Genomic DNA, 17,448 nt, shown 5'->3' with positions numbered 1-17,448 from the left:
GTAGCACCGTAAACTCACGGCCATGGCCAGCACCCTCACCGACCCCATGATCGGCCGCCTGGTCGACGGTCGGTACGAGGTGTCCTCGCGGATCGCGCGGGGCGGCATGGCGACCGTGTACCTGGCCACCGATCGGCGCCTGGACCGCCAGGTGGCGCTGAAGATCATGCATCCGCACCTGGCCGAGGGTGCGGACGTGGCCGCGCGGTTCCGGCGGGAGGCACGGGCCGCGGCACGCCTCACCCACCCGGGCATCGTCGGCGTCTACGACCAGGGCAGCGAGGGCGACCTCAACTACCTGACCCTGGAGTACGTCGACGGGCGCAACCTCCGGCGGGCGCTGCGGGCCAAGGGCGCCTTCAGCCTCGGTGAGACCCTGGACGTCCTCGAGTCCATCCTGGACGCCCTGGCCGCGGCGCACCGCGCCGGCCTGGTGCACCGGGACATGAAGCCGGAGAACGTGCTGATCGCCGCCGACGGGCGCGTCAAGGTTGCCGACTTCGGCCTTGCCCGCGCCGTCACCGAGGCGACGGCGGCGAGCACCGGGAACCTGCTCGGCACCGTCGCCTACCTCTCCCCCGAGATCGTCACCTCGGGCAACGCCGACGCTCGTGCCGACGTGTACGCCGTCGGGATCCTGTTCTACGAGATGCTCACCGGGCACCCGCCGTTCGAGGGCGAGACCCCGATCCAGGTCGCGTACAAGCACGTGCACTCCTCCATCCCGGCCGCCTCCGACGACGTCCCCTGGCTACCGCTCGAGATCGACGACCTGATCGCCACGCTGACCGCGCGCGAGGTGGGCGACCGCCCGGTCGACGCCGGCGCCGCGCTCGCGCTGGTACGGCGTACCCGCGCCACGCTCGACCCCACGGCGCTGGCCGTGCGCGCCGACACCCCCGCCGACGAGGTCGGCGAGATCGTCGCCGACGCCGAGGCGGAGTCCGACGGCGACGAGACCGTCTCGGTGAGCCGGCACACCGGCACGATCGCGCTGCCGATCGGGGCGGTCGCGGCCACCGATGCCGCCGCCGCGGAGCAGCGCTCGACCCGTCGGCGCAAGCGTCGGCGTCGCCTGCGGGTGATCGCGATCATCCTCGTGGTGCTGCTCGCCCTCGGCGCCGGCGGCTGGTGGTACCTGCGCGTCGGCCCCGGCGCCTACACGGCGGTTCCGGACGTGACCGGGGACGAGGAGGCCGCCGCCCTCGCCGAGCTCGAGGGGCACGGACTGCGGCCGGTTCCCGACTCCGCGTACCACGACGAGGTGCCCGCCGGGCTGGTCATCTCGACCGATCCCGCTCCAGGTGAGGACGTGCTGCGCGAGGGTGGCGAGGTCGGGGTGCTGATCTCCCTCGGCATCGAGATGCTCACCGTGCCCGACGTCGCCGGCTCGCCCGAGGCCGACGCGCTCGACACCCTGACCGGCGATGGCTTCGAGGTCTCCGCCGAGGTCCGCCGGCCGTGGGATGCCGAGGTTCCCGAGGGCACTGTCATCGGGACCGACCCGGCCATCGGGGAGACGATCGCGCACAACACGCCCCTCACGCTGGTTGTCTCCGCGGGGCGCGAGCCGATCACCGTCCCGAACGTGGTCGGTGCCGACGAGGCGACGGCGGTCGCCCAGTTGGAGGCCGCGGGCGCGGTCGCGCAGCTGGGGCCGTCCGCGTACAGCGACTCCGTCACTGCCGGGGACGTGATCAGTCAGTCCCTCGAGGGACCGGCGTTGCGCGGCGACGTGGTCGAGGTGATCGTCTCGCTCGGGCCGGAGCTGTTCGAGGTGCCGAACGTGTTCGGGGACCAGTACGCCGCGGCCGCCGAGGAACTGACCGCCCTCGGGTTCGAGGTTCGCCGCGAGAACGTGCTCGGCGGCCTGTTCGGCACGGTGCACAGCCAGTCGGTACCCGCCGGCGAGATGCACCCCGCCGGCACGGTCATCGTCCTGACGGTGGTGTGACCTCGTCGCTGGCGTCCTCGGACTGGTAGGCGTACCGCTCCTGCCGCCAGGCGTCCCCGTGGGCGTGGTAGCCGCGCTCCTCCCAGAAGCCGAGGTCACCGTCGTCGGGCAGCAGGTAGTTCCAGCCGCGCACCCACTTCGGGCCCTTCCACGTGTACAGGTGCGGGACCACCAGCCGCAGCGGGGCGCCACGCTCGGCGGTGAGCTCCTCGCCGTCGAGATGGGTGGCGAGCAGGGACCGGGGTGAGACGAGGTCGTCGAGGCTCAGGTTCGCGGCGTAGCCGTACTCGGCGAAGACCAGGACCTCGCGAACCCGCGGGTCCGGCGGGGCGAGTTCGAGCAGCTCCGCGGCGCGGTAGCCGGACCAGCGCAGGTCCAGCGCAGACCACCGGGTGGCGCAATGCATGTCCGCGAGCTCCTCGACGAACTCGAGGCCGCGGATGGCGTCCATGTCGAAGGTCTGCTCGGCGCCGCTCGCGGTGGCGCCGCCGATCGTGAACGTCCACCGGTCCGGGCGGGGCTTGGGCACCCGGCCGTAGTGCATGACGAGCGGTTCGGGCCGCCAGTACTGACCGGGCGGTAGCGAGCGCTCCAGCGGCGGGTCGGGATGGTGGGGGGTACTCACCGGTCAGTCGCCCCGCAACATCTCCGCGACGAGGAACGCCATCTCGAGGGACTGCTGGTGGTTCAGCCGGGGGTCCACCAGAGTCTCGTACCGGCGGGCCAGGGCGAGGTCGTCGATCTCCTCGCTGCCGCCGAGCACCTCGGTCACGTCCGAGCCGGTCAGTTCCACGTGCAGGCCGCCCGGCACCGTACCCAGGGCCGCATGCACCTCGAAGAAGCCGCGCACCTCGTCGATCACGTCCGAGAACCGTCGGGTCTTGTACCCGCTGTCGGACGTGAAGCCGTTGCCGTGCATCGGGTCGCACACCCAGACCACGGGCCGGCCATCGGCTCGCACCCGCTCGACCAACCCTGGGAGCAGGTCGCGGACCTTGCCCGCGCCCATCCGGGTGATGAACGTCAGGCGCCCCGCCTCGCCGTCGGGGTTGAGCTTGTCCATGAGCGCCAGCGCGTCGTCCCCGGTGCTGGTCGGGCCGAGCTTCACGCCGATCGGGTTCCGAACCCGGGAGAAGTAGTCCACGTGCGCGCCGTCCAGCTGGCGGGTGCGCTCGCCGATCCAGAGGAAGTGCGCGGAGCAGTCGTAGGGCAGGCCGGTGCGGGAGTCGATCCGGGTCAGCGGCCGCTCGTAGTCGAGCAGCAGACCCTCGTGACTCGAGAAGAAGTCCACGGTGCGCAACGCCTCGAAGTCGGCGCCGGCGGCGTGCATGAACCGGATCGCCCGGTCGATCTCCGCCGCGAACGTGTCGTACCGGGCGTAGGCACGGTTGGCCATGAAGCCGCGGTTCCACTCGTGCACCCGGCGCAGGTCCGCGAACCCACCCTGGGTGAACGCCCGGATCAGGTTCAACGTGGTCGCGGAGTTGTGATAGGCGTCCAGGAGCCGGTTCGGGTCCGGGATCCGGGCCGACTCGCTGAACTCGAAGCCATTGATGATGTCCCCGCGATACGCGGGCAGGGTGACGCCGTCACGGGTCTCGGAGTCGGAGCTGCGCGGCTTGGCGTACTGGCCTGCCATCCGGCCCATCTTGATGATCGGCAGGGACGCCCCGTAGGTGAGGATCACGGCCATCTGGAGGATCGTCTTGATCTTGTCCCGGATGTTGTCCGCGGTGAGTTCGTCGAAGGTCTCGGCGCAGTCGCCGCCCTGGAGCAGGAACGCCTCCCCGCGGGACGCGGCACCGAGCCGCTCGCGCAGATTGTCCGCCTCACCGGCGAACACCAGCGGCGGCACGGAGGAGAGCTTCGCCGTCACATCGGCGAGGGCCTGCGCGTCGGGCCAGCTCGGCTGCTGCTTCGCCTCCAGGTCGCGGAAGGTGTCGAGGCCGGCCAGTACCGCGGGGTCAGGGAGAACGCTCACGGCACCAAGGATAGGGCCCGCGCCGGGGCGGACCGGACCGTGGTCCAGCCGCCGGCGCGGGCCCGGAGGTCGAGCCACCAGGAGTCAGTGCGCGGCGGGCTCCGCCGCCACGGCGTTCTGGCCGATCTCGCCGAGCAGGTCGCCGAACCACGGCGTGGCGATGTCGAACGCCTTGCCGCCGGCGATCCGCGGGAACGCGATGGCGGTGAGCTCGTCGTCGTTCTCCTCGTCGTGGCCGATCACGCCGGACTCACCGGCGATGGCCTTGACGACGGCCAGGTCCGTCATGCGTCGGATCAGCGCGAGGTCCTCATCGTTCGCGCGGGCCGAGCGGGAGAAGTAGCCGCTCTTCTGAACCATCGTCTTCTCGGCACCGATGAGGGCGGCGAACTGCTTCGCGAACCAGGCCCCCGGGTTGATGGTGTCGAGCTTGACGTGCCCGAACGGGTCGCGCTGGACCTCCTCGCCGGCGGCCTCCATCTCGGCGATGATCTCCGGGACCCCGGCGCCCTCGGACAGGAAGATGTTCACGTTGCCGATCTCGTCCATGATGCCCCGCAGGCGCTGCGCCTCGCCGGCCATGTCGAGCTTCAGCTCGGGCAGGAACACGGCGTGGATGTCCCAACGCTCCTTGGCCAGGCCAAGGGCCGGGTTCCACTGCTGCTCCGACCACCAGGACCGGTAACGCTGCGCCGCGGCCGCGGTCAGCCAGCCGCAGTGCCGCCCCATGACCTCGTGCACGATCAGCATCCGCGGGTTGGACCGGTGCTCGCCGATGATGTTCTGCGCGAAGACCGAGGCCTGCTCGGCGGCGGTGTTCGCGCCGAGGGACTGCCGGATCGGGATGATGTCGTTGTCGATCGTCTTCGGCAGGCCGACCACGGTCAGGTGGTAGCCGTTGTCCTCGAGGTAGGCCGCGAGGTCCGCCGCGGTGGTGTTCGTGTCGTCGCCGCCGATGGTGTGCAGGACGTCCACACCGTCCTTGCGGAGCTGCTCGGCCGCCACCTGCAGCGGGTCCTGGCCCTCGGTGACCAGGCCGCGCTCGACGAGGTTCTTCGCGTTCGTGAGCTTCACCCGGCTGTTCCCGATCGGGGAGCCGCCGAAGTTGTCCAGGACGTCGATGTCGGCGCGCGCCTGTTCGTCGACAACCACCCAGGTGCCGGTGAGCAGGCCGTGGTAGCCGTACTGGTAGGCGATGATCTCGGCATCCGGGAGGACCTCGGTGTAGCGGCGCACGAGCCCGGCGACGGAGGCCGATAGGCAGGGGGCGAAACCGCCCGCGGTGAGCAGTGCGATCCGGCGGATCGGCTGGGACTCGGACATGGGTGTGCCTTTCACTCGGGCGGTGCGGGACCTGCGGCGTCCATGCTACTGACGGAGGCGGCCGTCCAGGGACGTCGCCACACGGGCCGTCCGCGGCCTCGCTACCGCCCCGCTGCGGCGCCACCGCCGGGCCCGTCGGGCGCCGGGCGACCCCCTGGCCCGCCCGGGGCCGTGGGCGTCGGCTCGCCGCCGCGGGAGGCCATCCGCGCCTTCTCCGAGGCAGCGTACGCGTCCACGTAATCCTGGCCGGACAGTCCCATGATCGCGTACATGATCTCGTCGGTGACCGCGCGCAGCACGAACCGGTCCGAGGCCATCGCCCGGTAGCGGCTGAAATCGAGGGGCGCCCCGATGACCACGCCGACCCGGTGCCGGGACGGGATCCGCTTGCCGATCGGCTGGGCGATGTGGGAGCCCACCATCGCCACCGGGATGACCGGCGCCCCGGACTCGAGCGCGAGCCGCGCGATCCCGGTCTTGCCCCGGTACAGGCGCCCGTCGGGGCTGCGGGTGCCCTCGGGGTAGATGCCGAACAGTTCTCCCGCCTCGAGCCTGGCGAGTCCGGTCCGCAACGCCGCCTCCACTCCCGGGCCACCGCTGCGGTCGACCGGGATGGTGCCGACGCCGCGCATGAAGGTGGCCACGACCCGGCCCCGGATCCCCCGCCCGGTGAAGTACGCGTCCTTGCCCAGGAAGACCACCGGACGCTTGAGCAGCGCGGGCAGGAAGAAGGAGTCGATGACGGCGAGGTGGTTGCTGGCCAGGATCGCCGCCCCGGACGGCGGCACGTGCTCGGCCCCGCGGATCCACGGCCGGTAGTACCACCGCAGGAACCGGCCGAGGGTCGCCTTCATGAACCGATAGAACACGCGCCGGTCCTTCCTTCCACTCGGCGCCCGCCGCCGACACGAACGGGCCGAACTCACCCTAGAGTGAAGGGATGAACGGTCCCACCTCGGGCGGAGAGCCGCGACCCGGCGACGGCGCCCACGAGCCCAGCGACGCCGACGTCGAGGCGAGCTGGGCCGAGATCACCGCACGCCTGGGACCGCTCGGCGAGGGACTCACCGAGGAGGCCGCGGACCTGGAGCGGTTGAACCGCTCGGCCGAGCCACGCCCCGCGGGAGCGGCCGACGACGTCCACGACGGCGACGTCGACCCGGGCGACCCCCTCGACAACGATCCGGAGGGGACCAGGGCGACCCCCGCCGTCGGGCCCGGCCCCCGCGACTACGGCGTGGACGAGACCGAGGAGGACGACGGCTACGTCCCGCCCGAGCCGGAACCGCTGGACACCTCCGACCCGCTCGTCACCATGGCGTGGATCGGCGCCATCGGAGGCCCGGTCGCGACCGTACTCGCCCTGATCCTGTGGGCCGGGGCGCCGCAGCTGTTCTACATCGGCGCGCTCGTCTGCTCGCTCCTCGGCTGGGGCATCCTGCTGTGGCGGATGCCGAAAGACCCCTCGGACGACGACGGCGCCGTAGTCTGAGACCCTGAGTGGATCAGCGTACGATCACCGCCGATCGCCGCGCCGCTCCCCCCGCAGCCGTCGGGCGCACGTATTCTTGAGCAAGTTTCGACCACTGACGAAGGAGCCAGACATATGGACCAGAACGAGGCCCCCCTCCTCGTCCAGACCCCTCCGGAGATGAGCACGCCGGACATCCTCGCCGACTGGGCCGCGAAGGAGCCCGGGCGCGTGCTCATCGAGGAGCTGCGCGGCTCGACGTGGCACCCGATCACGGCGCAGCAGATGCACGAGAAGGCGTCCTCGATCGCGAAGGGTCTGATCGCCGCGGGCATCGGCCCCGGGGACCGGGTCGCGGTGATGAGCCGCACCCGCGCCGAGTGGGTGCTCCTCGACTTCGGGATCTGGTACGCCGGCGCCGTCACCGTGCCGGTCTACGAGACCTCCTCGGCCGACCAGACCGCGTGGATCCTGTCCAACTCGGATGTGAAGGCGATCGTCGTCGAGAACGCCGGCCACCTGGCTGTGGTCGACGAGGCCCGCGCCGAGGCCCCGAACCTCGGGCCGGCCTGGGTCATCGACGACGGCGCGCTCGACAAGCTCGCATCGGAGGGCGCCGGCGTCTCGGACGACGAGGTGCGGGCTCGCTACGACGCGCTCCGCCTGGACGACCTGGCCACGATCATCTACACCTCGGGCACCACCGGCCGACCCAAGGGCGCCGAACTCACCCACTCCAACTTCGTGGAGCTGACCCGCAACGCCGTCGGTGCGCTCGGGCCGTCGATCCTGCACGAGGCCTCGCGGACCCTGCTGTTCATGCCGCTGGCGCACGTGTTCGCCCGGTTCGTCGAGGTGCTCTGCGTGACCGCCGGCGTGCCGCAGGGGCACACCCCGGACACGAAGACGCTGATGGCGGACATCGCCACGTTCCGGCCGACGTTCATCCTGTCCGTGCCGCGCGTGTTCGAGAAGGTCTACAACAGTTCCGAGCAGAAGGCGGCCGCGGGGGGCAAGGTGAAGATCTTCCGCTGGGCGGCGAAGGTCTCCGGCGACTACTCGCGCTCGCTCGACACCGGTGGCCCCGGGCTCGGCCTGAGGCTGCAGCACAAGCTCGCGGACAAGCTCGTGCTGCACAAGATCCGCAACGCCCTCGGCGGCCAGGCCGAGTTCGCGATCTCCGGCGGCGCGCCGCTCGGCGAGCGGCTCGGTCACTTCTTCCGGGGCGTCGGCCTGACCGTTCTCGAGGGATACGGGCTGACCGAGACGACGGCGCCGGTGAGCGTGAACGTGCCGTCCAAGTCGGTCATCGGTACCGTCGGGCCGCCGCTGCCGGGCGTGGGCCTGAAGATCGACACCGACGGCGAGATCCTCGCCCGCGGGATCGCGGTCTTCCGCGGCTACCACGACAACGCCGAGGCCACCGCCGAGTCGTTCACCGGCGACTGGTTCCACACGGGCGACCTCGGCGAGCTCACCGGCGACGGCTACCTGAAGATCACCGGCCGCAAGAAGGAGATCATCGTCACCGCCGGCGGCAAGAACGTGGTGCCGTCCCAGCTCGAGGACCGGATCCGGTCCCACCCGCTGGTCAGCCAGTGCGTGGTGGTCGGGGACCAGAAGCCGTTCATCGCGGCTCTGGTCACCCTGGACACCGAGATGCTGCCGACGTGGCTCGCCAACCACGAGGTCGGCGAACTGTCCGTGGCGGAGGCGGCCAAGGACCCGACGGTCGTGGCCGCGATCCAGAGCGCGGTGGACCGGGCCAACTCGAAGGTCTCCCGGGCGGAGTCGATCCGGACGTTCGAGATCCTCCTCGACGACTTCACGATCGCCAACGACTACCTGACGCCGTCGCTGAAGGTGAAGCGCAACCTCGTGCTGCGCGACTTCGCGGACCGGATCGAGGCGATGTACGACAACGCCGCCAAGACCCGTGCGGCGAACGGGGCCGGCGCCAGCGCCGACTGACGCCCGCACCCCGCCACCGACGCCGGTGTGGCCGCGCCCGGGACTTCCCGGCGTGGCCGCACCGGCGTTGTCGGTGCCGGGCCGTAACGTTCGAACGGATGGCCGAGAACCTCCTGCACCCGCCCCGCCCCGGCCGGCGTCTCGACCTCATCGACGCCGGGCGGTCCCCGTTCCAGGCGTCCGGGCAGTCTGGGCAGTCACCGGTGCAGCTCGCCCTCGACGAGGTCGGCACCCCGCTCTACGAGGCGACGTTCGTGGTGGTGGACCTGGAGACCACCGGCGGCTCCCCCACCGGGAGCGAGATCACCGAGATCGGCGCCGTGAAGGTGCGCGGCGGCGAGGTGCTCGGCGAGTTCCAGACGCTCGTGAACCCCGGCAGCGGGATCCCCCCGATGATCACCGTGCTCACCGGGATCACGAACGCCATGGTGATCGAGGCGCCGCCGATCACCGAGGTGCTGCCCGCGTTCCTGGAGTTCGCCCGCGGCGCGGTGCTGGTGGCGCACAACGCCCGGTTCGATGTGGGGTTCCTCAAGGCGGCCGCGGCCCGGATGGACCTCGCCTGGCCGCGCCCGCAGGTGGTTGACACGGTGGCGCTCGCCCGCCGGGTGGTCACCCGGGACGAGGCGCCCAACCACAAGCTCGGCACGCTCGCGGCGCTGTTCCACGCCGGGACCACCCCGGACCACCGGGCGCTGTCCGACGCCCGTGCCACCGTCGACGTGCTGCACGCCCTGCTCGGCCGGATGAGTGGGCTCGGCGTCACCCACCTGGAGGACCTGACCACGGCGGCCGACCCGGTCCCGCACGCCCGGCGCCGCAAGTCCACCCTCGCGGACGGCCTACCCACCGGGGCCGGCGTCTACCAGTTCCTCGGCCCCAAGAACGAGGTGCTCTACGTCGGGACCGCCGTCAACATCAAGCGGCGGGTGCGCAGCTACTTCACCGCCGCCGAGAAGCGGGCTCGGATCGGCGAGATGGTGGACCTGGCCACCGGGGTCCGCCCGATCCCGTGCGCCACCCCGCTCGAGGCGAGCGTGCGCGAGCTCCGCCTGATCGCCGAGCACAAGCCGCCCTACAACCGGCGCTCCCGTGCCCCCGAGCGGCGCCCCTGGATCCGGCTCACCGACGAGGCGCACCCCCGGCTGTCCATCGTGCGGTCGGTTCCCGTCACCGCCCGGGACACGGCGATCGGCCCGTTCTCGTCCCGGCGCGGCGCCGAACAGGCGATGGAGGCGATCCTGGCGACCGTGCCACTGCGGCAGTGCACCGCACGCCTGCCCCGGATCCCGGCGGCCGCCGCCTCGGCCTGCGTGCTGGCCGAGCTCGGCCGGTGCAGCGCACCGTGCGTGGCGCCCACGGACGGGGTGGCAACGCTCGGGCTGCCGGGAGTCGGCGGACCGGAGATCCGTGGTGGGCTGCCGCCGTACGAGAGCACAGTGGCGGCGGCAGTGGAGATCATGCGCGGCGACGCGGGCCCGGTGATGGCAGCGCTGCGGCGCTCGATCAGTCACCTGAGTCTGCAGCAGCGGTACGAGGAGGCGGCTGTGCACCGGGACCGGCTGCTGGCGTTCCTGCGCGGGGCGGCGCGCACCCAGCGCCTGGCCCCGATCCAGCGGGCCCGGCAGATCGTGGCGGCCCGCGCGCACGCCGAAGGCGGCTGGGAGATCGTCGTGGTGCGTCACGGGCGGCTCGCGGCCACCGCGATCAGCCCGCGGGACACGAGCCCCTACCTGACCATCGCCGCCCTCGTCGCCGGCGGCGAGCAGGTGGCCGAGCCGGACGTCGCCGGTGGTGCGGCCACGGCCGAGGAGACCGAGCTGGTCACGGGCTGGCTGGAGCGGGCCGGCACCCGGCTCATCGAGTTCGACGCGGCCGACGCGCAGGGGTGGGCCATGCCGGTCGGCGGTGCGACCGCGCACCTGCGTGAGCTCGAGGCGGCCCAGGCCCGGGACACCGAGCGGGCGGCGCTCGGCCGCCGCGCCGGCGAGGTCCCCGTGGTCCCGGTGGCCGACCGCCCGGGCGGAGCCGGACGACCCACCGCGCGTCGAACCGACGCCGGCTAGTCTCCTCGGCCGTGCTCCCTCGGTGCCGGGCGACCCGTCGCGCGTCAGCGGCGTGGCCCCTCGCCGCGCGCCCTGATCTGCCGGTGACGCAGTACCTCCCTCCCGAACAAGTACGGAAGAACGTCCTGCGTCAGGCACCAGTGTCTTGGTCACGGCGCGAGGTACTGCCTCACGGAGTGCTACCCGGCGGCGTCTGCCGGCGCGCCGGGCGGTGCCGGCGCGGCATGATGGATCCGTACCCCGCAGCTGCCCCACCCACGGAGGACCCATGATCACCGCGATCGTCCTGATCGACGCCGACGCCGCCCGCATCCCCGAGGTCGCCAAGGAGGTCGCGGACATCGACGGCGTCAGCGAGGCCTACTCCGTCACCGGGGACATCGACCTCGTGGCCATGGTCCGCGTCCGCCGACACGAGGAGCTCGCCGGAGTCATCGCGGACAAGATCAGCAAGGTCGACGGCGTGATCCGCACCCAGACCTACATCGCGTTCCAGACCTACTCCGGCCACGACCTCGAGGCCGCCTTCGACCTCGGCCTCGCGGACTGACCCCTACGACCAACCGCCTCAGGCGTTGCTGACGGTGATCCAACGCTCGAGGACCGCAGCTGCGGCGCCGTCGTCGATCGACGCGGCACCGAGGGCCAGGCCGGCGCTGAGCCGGTCGAGGAGGTCACCGTCAGCGGTCCCGGGCCTCCGGCCGTCCGCGACGAGAGCGGCGGCCGCGTTCAGCAGCACGGCGTCCCGGACCGCGCCGGTGCGGCCGGCGAGCAGGTCACGGGCCACGCCCGCGTTGAAGGTCGCGTCCGCACCGCGGATGTCGTCGAGCGTGGCCCTGGCCATCCCGAACGCCCGGACCGGGTCGACCTCGTGCTCGCGCACGAGGCCCCCAGTGGTGGCGGTGACCTCCCAGACCTTGGCGGGCGCCGTCGTCGCCAGCTCGTCGAGGCCGTCCTCACTGCGGAACACGAGGGCGCTGGTGCCCCGCTCGGCGAACACACCGGCCATGATCGGCGCCATTCGAGCGTTGCCGACCCCGATCGCACCGGCGCGCGGCTGAGCCGGGTTCGTCAGCGGACCGAGCACGTTGAACGCCGTCGGGACACCGAGGTCCCGCCGCGCGACCGCCGCGTGCCGCATCGCCGGGTGGTAGTGGTTCGCGAACAGGAACGTGATGCCGGCTTCGGCGACGACCCGGGAGGCTGCCGCCGGGTCCAGGTCGAGCCGGACCCCGAGTGCCTCGAGCACGTCCGCCGAGCCGCTCGCGGACGATGACGCCCGGTTGCCGTGCTTGACGACCCGGACCCCGGCCCCGGCGACCACGATCGCCGCCATGGTCGATATGTTCACGCTGCGGTGCCGGTCCCCGCCGGTGCCGACGATGTCGACGGCGTCCCCCGGCACGTCGATGGGGACGGCGTGGGAGATCATCGAGTCCGCGAGCCCGCGGACCTCGGGCACCGTCTCGCCCTTCGCGGCGAGGGCCACGAGGAACCCGGCGAGCGTCGCCGGGGCGGTGTTCCCGGACATGACCTCATCCATCGCCCAGGACGTCTCCGCGGCGGACAGGTCCGACCCGCCGAGCAGCCGCACGATCAGGTCCGGCCAACTGCGGCCCTCGTCGGCGCTGGGGACGGTCATCGACTCAGCGTACGAGTCGCGCCCGGAGCACGTCCGCGACCGACTCCTGCAGCTCCAGGGGATCGAGCGGGTAGGACACCACCGCGTCTGCCTCGGACCAGGACGCGAGCCAGGCATCCTGCGCCCGGGCGATGAGCACCATGATCGGCGGGCACTTGTAGATCTCGGACTTGAGGGTCCGGCACAGACCCAGGCCGCCGTGCTTGGCTGCCTCGCCGTCGAGGATGAGGAGGTCGTAGGCGTTGTTCTCCACGTGCTCGATCACCGCGGCCGGTGTGGCCGTGTCGGTCCAGGTGATCTTCGGGGTGTCGATCGACGCGCGCCGGCCGACGCCGACCTTCACCGCATCCCGGGTCGTGTAGTCGTCGCTGTACAACAGGACCGACACGGTCTCCTGCTTCTGCGGGGCGGGCGCGGCCTCGTGCTGCGCAGCGGTCATCGTGGTCCTCCAGATCGAGAAGCGGCGCGGATCACACCGCCGCCGAAGTCCTGCCGAACATGCTAGTGCGTCCCCCACCTCCGGCGGCGCCACCGGTGCTCGGGGGCGAGCCCTCGACGGTGCCCACGACGAACCGCTGCGGGACCCCGTGGTGGGACGTGACGCCACCGGCACTTTTGTCAGTACCCGCCTAGGTTTCCATGCCCTCCGAAGTCACTTTGGGGCATCATCATGCGGCAAAGTCCCATCCGGGCGTGCCGGAGGCTCCACGCGGTTGCCATTCGGGCCATAATGACATCGTGTCGTCTGCAACCACTGAGCTCAGCACCCCCCACCTATCGGTGAATCGGCCCAACCTCGCGCAGGTGGGCACGATCGTCTGGCTGTCCAGCGAACTGATGTTCTTCGCGGGTCTCTTCGCGATGTACTTCACGCACCGCTCGGTCGCCGGACCCGAAGTCTGGGCCGAGGGTGCCGGCCAGTTGAACCTCCTGTTCTCGGGCGCCAACACCTTGGTGCTGGTGCTCAGCTCGGTCACCTGCCAGATGGGTGTCATCGCCGCCGAGCGGCTCCAGGCGCGGCGGTCCGCGGGACTGTTCGCGTTCTGGAAGTGGGGCATGAACGAGTGGTTCATCCTCACCTACCTGATGGGCGCCTTCTTCGTCGCCGGCCAGATCTTCGAGTACGCCGAGCTAGCCCAGCACGGCCTCACGTTCCAGAACTCGACCTACGGCTCGGTCTTCTACCTCACGACCGGCTTCCACGGCCTGCACGTGCTCGGCGGGCTCATCGCGTTCCTGTTCGTGTTGCTGCGGTCGTTCTCCGCGAAGCGGTTCGGGGAGCACGAGGCCACCACGGCCATCGTCGTCTCCTACTACTGGCACTTCGTCGACGCCGTCTGGATCGCGCTGTTCTTCACCATCTACTTCCTGCAGTAGCGGCTCCCCCGAATCCACCCCACACCTGACGTAACGAAGGATCTGACGAAGTGAAGGCATTAGCGGCCAGCAGAAGGCACCGGTTGGCGCCGGTCATCCTGATGACCTTGGCGTTGTTCCTCACCGGCGCGGTCTACGCCGCTCTCGCCCCGAGTTCGGCGCAGGCGAACAGTGCGTCCGCCGATGACATCGAAGAGGGTCGCCGGCTGTTCATCACGAACTGCTCCACCTGCCACGGTATGGACGCCGAGGGTTCGGACACGGTCCCCTCGCTGATCGGCGTCGGCGCCGCGTCGGTGCACTTCCAGGTCATCACCGGCCGGATGCCGATGGACGCGGACGCCCCGCAGGCCGGCGCGAAGCCGCCGCAGTTCAACGATGAGCAGGCTCGGCAGCTCGCCGCCTACGTCGCCACCCTCGGCCCTGGCCCGGGCATTCCCGGCGAGGACGTCGTCGATCCCGAGCTGGGCAATGCGGCGGAGGGCATGCAGCTCTTCCGGACCAACTGCGCGATGTGCCACAACTTCGTCGGTGCCGGCGGCGCCCTCAGCAACGGCAAGTACGCGCCGGCCCTGGATGACAGCACGCCCATCGAGATCTACGAGGCCATGATCACCGGCCCGCAGTCGATGCCGGTGTTCAACAACGCGAACCTCAACGAAGAGGACAAGCGGAACATCATCGCCTTCCTGATCTCCCAGCGGGAGCCCAACCCCGGTGGCTTCAACCTCGGCTCGATCGGCTCCGTGTCCGAGGGCGTCTGGGCATTCCTCGTCGGATTCGGCCTCCTGATCGGGGCCGCAGTGTGGATCGGAGCGCGCTCCTCATGAGTATCGAGCAGTCCGACCACTCCACCGAGCTCACCGAACACCCGGCGACCTTCCCGAACCCGGGTCTGCCCCCGCACCGGCCGCGCCTCGGCGACGAGGACCCGAAGGCCGCGAAGCGCTCCGAGCGCCTCGTCCTGCTCCTCTTCACCGTCTCCGTGCTGGCCAGCATCGCCGCCATCGTCGGCTACTTCGCCATCCCGGTCGACCCCGAGACCGGCAGCGTCGGCAACACCCGGCTGTCCACCCTGATCATCGGACTGGGGCTCGGGCTCGGCATGCTCGGCATCGGGACCGCCGCCATCCACTGGGCCAAGTCGCTCATGAACGACCATGACAAGGTCGAGGAGCGGCACGAGATCGCCGGAGACGCCGAGACCCGCAGCACGGCGATCGAGATGTTCAACGACGGCGCCAAGGACACCGACATCGCCCGCCGGCCCCTGATCAAGGGCGCGCTGGGTGGTGCCCTCGCGCTCGCGCCGCTGCCGTTCCTGGTACCGCTGATCGGCAACCTCGGCGGCGACTGGGACATCTCGAGGTTCAAGCGGACCGCGTGGGCGCCCGCTGCGAACGGGGACCGCATCTACCTCGCCACCGACCCGACCAACCGCCGCATCAAGGCCTCCGACGTGACCATCGGGAGCCTCTTCCACGTGATGCCGTGGAACCTGCCGGAGCACCCGAACTACCTGGACGAGAAGGCCAAGGCCGTGGTCCTCCTGGTTCGCGTGGACCCGCAGGACCTCAAGGAGACCGAGGAGCGCGCCAGCTGGTCCTACGACGGCATCGTGGCGTACTCGAAGATCTGCACGCACGTCGGCTGCCCCGTGGCGCTGTACGAGCGTGAGACCCACCACCTGCTGTGCCCGTGCCACCAGTCCACGTTCGATGTGACCGACGAGGCGAAGGTGGTCTTCGGACCCGCGGGGCGTGCCCTGCCCCAGTTGCCGATCGACGTCGACGAGAACGGCTACCTGGTGGCGCAGCGTGACTTCGACGAACCCGTCGGCCCGAGTTTCTGGGAGCGTGAACGATGACCACCGACCTGGCGCCCGGCCCCAAGGTGGACCCGAAGATCGCCGCGACGGCGGACTTCCTGGACACCCGCCTCGGCATCTCCAAGATGTTCAAGGGACTGGGCCGCAAGCTCTTCCCGGACCACTGGTCCTTCCTGCTCGGTGAGATCGCGCTGTACAGCTTCATCGTGCTGATCCTCTCGGGCACGTTCTTGGTGTTCTTCTTCGTGCCGAGCATGAACGAGATCCACTACCCGCACGACGCCCTCCCGGTGACCATGCAGGGCCAGCCGATGTCCGAGGCGTTCGCTTCCACGCTGAACCTCTCGTTCCACGTGCGGGGCGGGCTTTTCATGCGTCAGCTGCACCACTGGTCCGCGCTGATCTTCGTCGGCGCCATGGTGATCCACATGCTCCGCATCCTGTTCACGGGTGCGTTCCGCAAGCCCCGGGAACTGAACTACCTGATCGGCTTCCTGATGCTGATCACGAGCCTGCTGGCCGGCCTCACCGGGTACTCCCTCCCGGATGACGTGCTCTCCGGAAACGGGCTGCGGATCACCGACGGCGTGGTCCGGTCCATCCCGATCATCGGCTCGTACATGAGCTTCATGGTGTTCGGCGGCGAGTTCCCAGGCATGGACGTCATCCCCCGGATGTACGCCCTGCACATCCTGTTCATCCCCGGGCTGATCCTCGCGCTCGTTGCCGTGCACCTCTTCCTGGTGTTCTGGCACAAGCACACCCAGTACCCCGGCCCGGGTCGCACGGACAAGAACGTGGTCGGCTTCCCGCTGTTCCCGATCTACGTGGCCAAGGCCGGCGGCTTCTTCTTCATCGTGTTCGGCATCCTCGGCCTCATGGGCGCGACGATGAGCATCAACAACGTCTGGAACTACGGCCCGTTCGACCCCGCCCTGGTGGGCGCGGGTGCCCAGCCGGACTGGTACATGCTCTTCCTCGAGGGATCGCTGCGCCTGATGCCGGGCTGGGAGGTGGTCATCGGCGGTTTCACGCTGTCGCTGAACGTGCTGATCCCGGCCGTGGTCATCCCCGGCCTCCTGTTCACGATCCTCGGGGCGTACCCGTTCATCCACAACCTCGTCACCAAGGACACCGGCGAGCACCACGTGCTCGACCGGCCGCGCAACGCACCGACGCGCACCGCCATCATCGTGGCCGTGCTGAGCGCGTTCTTCGTGCTCCTGGGTGCCGGCGCGAACGACCTCATCGCCACGCACTTCAGCCTGTCCCTGAATGCGATCACATGGGCGTTCCGGATCCTGTTCTTCGTGCTCCCCGTGGTCGCGTTCGTCGTCACGAAACGGGTCTGCTTCGGTCTGCAGCGCAAGGACCGCGAACTGGTCCTGCACGGCCACGAGACCGGCCGCGTGGTCCGGTTCGCCTCCGGCGAGTACGCGGAGGTGCACCAGCCGCTGGACGAGTTCGAACGATGGGTGCTGGTCGGCCAGGACCTGCCCAAGCCCCTCGAGATCGAGCCGGCCGAGGACGTCAACGGTGTGCGCCGCCCCGGGCACACCAAGGAACTGCGCCGGCAGAACCTCTCCCGCTTCTTCTACGAGGAACGGGTCGAACCCGTCACCCCGGCCGAGCTGGCCGCCGCGCACGCCACCGGCGCGCACGACGCGCTGCCCGCGTCCGCGGGTCGGGACGTCCACGAGCTCGAAGCGCGTAGCCACTGACCTTCGGGATACGGTGGAGGAGACCCGCCGCTCGCCGACGGGTCTGATGCTGACAACGTCCCGCGGCCCCACACCGGGGCCGCGGTGATACACCGCGGCACGGAAACACTGCGC

General features: G+C 70.6%; 15 protein-coding genes. 9 read left to right on the top strand and 6 right to left on the bottom strand.

Translation table 11 applies throughout. The features are described from left to right. The first annotated feature begins 22 nt into the window (after positions 1 to 22). Positions 23 to 1,954: a Stk1 family PASTA domain-containing Ser/Thr kinase gene (pknB, locus tag KCQ71_RS05680; RefSeq protein WP_223403748.1), complete on the top strand. Its 1,932-nt coding sequence runs from the start codon at positions 23 to 25 to the stop codon at positions 1,952 to 1,954. Here the strand turns inward: pknB and KCQ71_RS05675 are convergent. From KCQ71_RS05675 to KCQ71_RS05660, 4 genes are all read right to left on the bottom strand, one after another. Then, the gene (locus KCQ71_RS05675; protein ID WP_223403746.1) at positions 1,932 to 2,579 is read right to left on the bottom strand and encodes a molybdopterin-dependent oxidoreductase; all 648 of its coding nucleotides are present in this window, start codon (positions 2,577 to 2,579) and stop codon (positions 1,932 to 1,934) included. The two genes, pknB and KCQ71_RS05675, sit on opposite strands and share 23 nt — an antisense overlap. Positions 2,580 to 2,582: 3 nt before the next feature. Further along, positions 2,583 to 3,935, bottom strand: coding sequence for a class II 3-deoxy-7-phosphoheptulonate synthase (locus KCQ71_RS05670; protein WP_223403744.1), 1,353 nt, complete (start codon positions 3,933 to 3,935; stop codon positions 2,583 to 2,585). A gap of 84 nt (positions 3,936 to 4,019) precedes the next feature. Next, positions 4,020 to 5,258 carry a pyrophosphate--fructose-6-phosphate 1-phosphotransferase gene (locus KCQ71_RS05665; RefSeq protein WP_223403742.1) on the bottom strand — a complete coding sequence of 413 codons (1,239 nt, stop codon included), beginning with the start codon at positions 5,256 to 5,258 and terminating at the stop codon, positions 4,020 to 4,022. A 101-nt stretch (positions 5,259 to 5,359) separates the two neighbouring features. Beyond that, positions 5,360 to 6,112, bottom strand: a complete 753-nt coding sequence (locus tag KCQ71_RS05660) for a lysophospholipid acyltransferase family protein (RefSeq protein ID WP_223403740.1) — start codon at positions 6,110 to 6,112, stop codon at positions 5,360 to 5,362. An 86-nt stretch (positions 6,113 to 6,198) separates the two neighbouring features. Between KCQ71_RS05660 and KCQ71_RS05655 the strand changes: the two genes are divergently transcribed. From KCQ71_RS05655 to KCQ71_RS05640, 4 genes are all read left to right on the top strand, one after another. Further along, positions 6,199 to 6,750, top strand: coding sequence for a hypothetical protein (locus KCQ71_RS05655; protein ID WP_223403738.1), 552 nt, complete (start codon positions 6,199 to 6,201; stop codon positions 6,748 to 6,750). A 114-nt stretch (positions 6,751 to 6,864) separates the two neighbouring features. Further along, on the top strand, positions 6,865 to 8,700 hold the full coding sequence (locus KCQ71_RS05650) for an AMP-dependent synthetase/ligase (protein WP_223403736.1): 1,836 nt from the start codon (positions 6,865 to 6,867) through the stop codon (positions 8,698 to 8,700). 98 nt (positions 8,701 to 8,798) lie between these two features. After that, positions 8,799 to 10,766, top strand: coding sequence for a DEDD exonuclease domain-containing protein (locus KCQ71_RS05645; RefSeq protein WP_223403734.1), 1,968 nt, complete (start codon positions 8,799 to 8,801; stop codon positions 10,764 to 10,766). Between the two features lie 268 nt (positions 10,767 to 11,034). Continuing rightward, positions 11,035 to 11,316 carry an Lrp/AsnC family transcriptional regulator gene (locus KCQ71_RS05640; RefSeq protein ID WP_223403732.1) on the top strand — a complete coding sequence of 94 codons (282 nt, stop codon included), beginning with the start codon at positions 11,035 to 11,037 and terminating at the stop codon, positions 11,314 to 11,316. Positions 11,317 to 11,334: 18 nt separating this feature from the next. On the opposite strand, the gene trpD is transcribed toward KCQ71_RS05640, so the two are convergent. Together trpD and KCQ71_RS05630 are read right to left on the bottom strand one after the other, a co-directional pair. Next, entirely contained in the window at positions 11,335 to 12,408 is a 1,074-nt protein-coding gene (gene trpD / locus KCQ71_RS05635) for an anthranilate phosphoribosyltransferase (RefSeq protein WP_223403730.1), read from the bottom strand. Between the two features lie 4 nt (positions 12,409 to 12,412). Then, positions 12,413 to 12,847, bottom strand: coding sequence for a response regulator transcription factor (locus KCQ71_RS05630; protein WP_223403728.1), 435 nt, complete (start codon positions 12,845 to 12,847; stop codon positions 12,413 to 12,415). A gap of 299 nt (positions 12,848 to 13,146) precedes the next feature. Between KCQ71_RS05630 and ctaE the strand changes: the two genes are divergently transcribed. Genes ctaE through qcrB form a run of 4 tightly spaced genes read left to right on the top strand, consistent with a single transcriptional unit; the run spans position 13,147 to position 17,334 of the window. After that, positions 13,147 to 13,785, top strand: a complete 639-nt coding sequence (gene ctaE, locus KCQ71_RS05625; RefSeq protein ID WP_223403726.1) for an aa3-type cytochrome oxidase subunit III — start codon at positions 13,147 to 13,149, stop codon at positions 13,783 to 13,785. 50 nt (positions 13,786 to 13,835) lie between these two features. Beyond that, the gene (qcrC, locus tag KCQ71_RS05620; RefSeq protein WP_223403724.1) at positions 13,836 to 14,615 is read left to right on the top strand and encodes a cytochrome bc1 complex diheme cytochrome c subunit; all 780 of its coding nucleotides are present in this window, start codon (positions 13,836 to 13,838) and stop codon (positions 14,613 to 14,615) included. After that, positions 14,612 to 15,652: a cytochrome bc1 complex Rieske iron-sulfur subunit gene (qcrA, locus tag KCQ71_RS05615; protein ID WP_223403722.1), complete on the top strand. Its 1,041-nt coding sequence runs from the start codon at positions 14,612 to 14,614 to the stop codon at positions 15,650 to 15,652. The genes qcrC and qcrA overlap by 4 nt, the downstream gene beginning before the upstream one ends. Beyond that, positions 15,649 to 17,334 carry a cytochrome bc1 complex cytochrome b subunit gene (qcrB, locus tag KCQ71_RS05610; RefSeq protein WP_223403720.1) on the top strand — a complete coding sequence of 562 codons (1,686 nt, stop codon included), beginning with the start codon at positions 15,649 to 15,651 and terminating at the stop codon, positions 17,332 to 17,334. The genes qcrA and qcrB overlap by 4 nt, the downstream gene beginning before the upstream one ends. The last annotated feature ends 114 nt before the right edge of the window (positions 17,335 to 17,448 follow it).

This window comes from Occultella gossypii, assembly GCF_019947135.1.
Lineage (GTDB): Bacteria > Actinomycetota > Actinomycetes > Actinomycetales > Beutenbergiaceae > Occultella > Occultella gossypii.
Note: the sequence above shows the minus strand (reverse complement) of the source record. Positions and strands in the feature narration are given on the sequence as shown.

Excerpts from the sequence above, each read along its gene's own strand:
- pknB (WP_223403748.1), top strand. The coding sequence starts at position 23 with ATGGCCAGCACCCTCACCGACCCCATGATCGGCCGCCTGGTCGACGGT.
- KCQ71_RS05665 (WP_223403742.1), bottom strand. The coding sequence starts at position 5,258 with ATGTCCGAGTCCCAGCCGATCCGCCGGATCGCACTGCTCACCGCGGGC.
- KCQ71_RS05660 (WP_223403740.1), bottom strand. The coding sequence starts at position 6,112 with ATGAAGGCGACCCTCGGCCGGTTCCTGCGGTGGTACTACCGGCCGTGG.
- KCQ71_RS05655 (WP_223403738.1), top strand. The coding sequence starts at position 6,199 with ATGAACGGTCCCACCTCGGGCGGAGAGCCGCGACCCGGCGACGGCGCC.
- KCQ71_RS05650 (WP_223403736.1), top strand. The coding sequence starts at position 6,865 with ATGGACCAGAACGAGGCCCCCCTCCTCGTCCAGACCCCTCCGGAGATG.
- KCQ71_RS05645 (WP_223403734.1), top strand. The coding sequence starts at position 8,799 with ATGGCCGAGAACCTCCTGCACCCGCCCCGCCCCGGCCGGCGTCTCGAC.
- KCQ71_RS05640 (WP_223403732.1), top strand. The coding sequence starts at position 11,035 with ATGATCACCGCGATCGTCCTGATCGACGCCGACGCCGCCCGCATCCCC.
- trpD (WP_223403730.1), bottom strand. The coding sequence starts at position 12,408 with ATGACCGTCCCCAGCGCCGACGAGGGCCGCAGTTGGCCGGACCTGATC.
- KCQ71_RS05630 (WP_223403728.1), bottom strand. The coding sequence starts at position 12,847 with ATGACCGCTGCGCAGCACGAGGCCGCGCCCGCCCCGCAGAAGCAGGAG.
- qcrA (WP_223403722.1), top strand. The coding sequence starts at position 14,612 with ATGAGTATCGAGCAGTCCGACCACTCCACCGAGCTCACCGAACACCCG.
- qcrB (WP_223403720.1), top strand. The coding sequence starts at position 15,649 with ATGACCACCGACCTGGCGCCCGGCCCCAAGGTGGACCCGAAGATCGCC.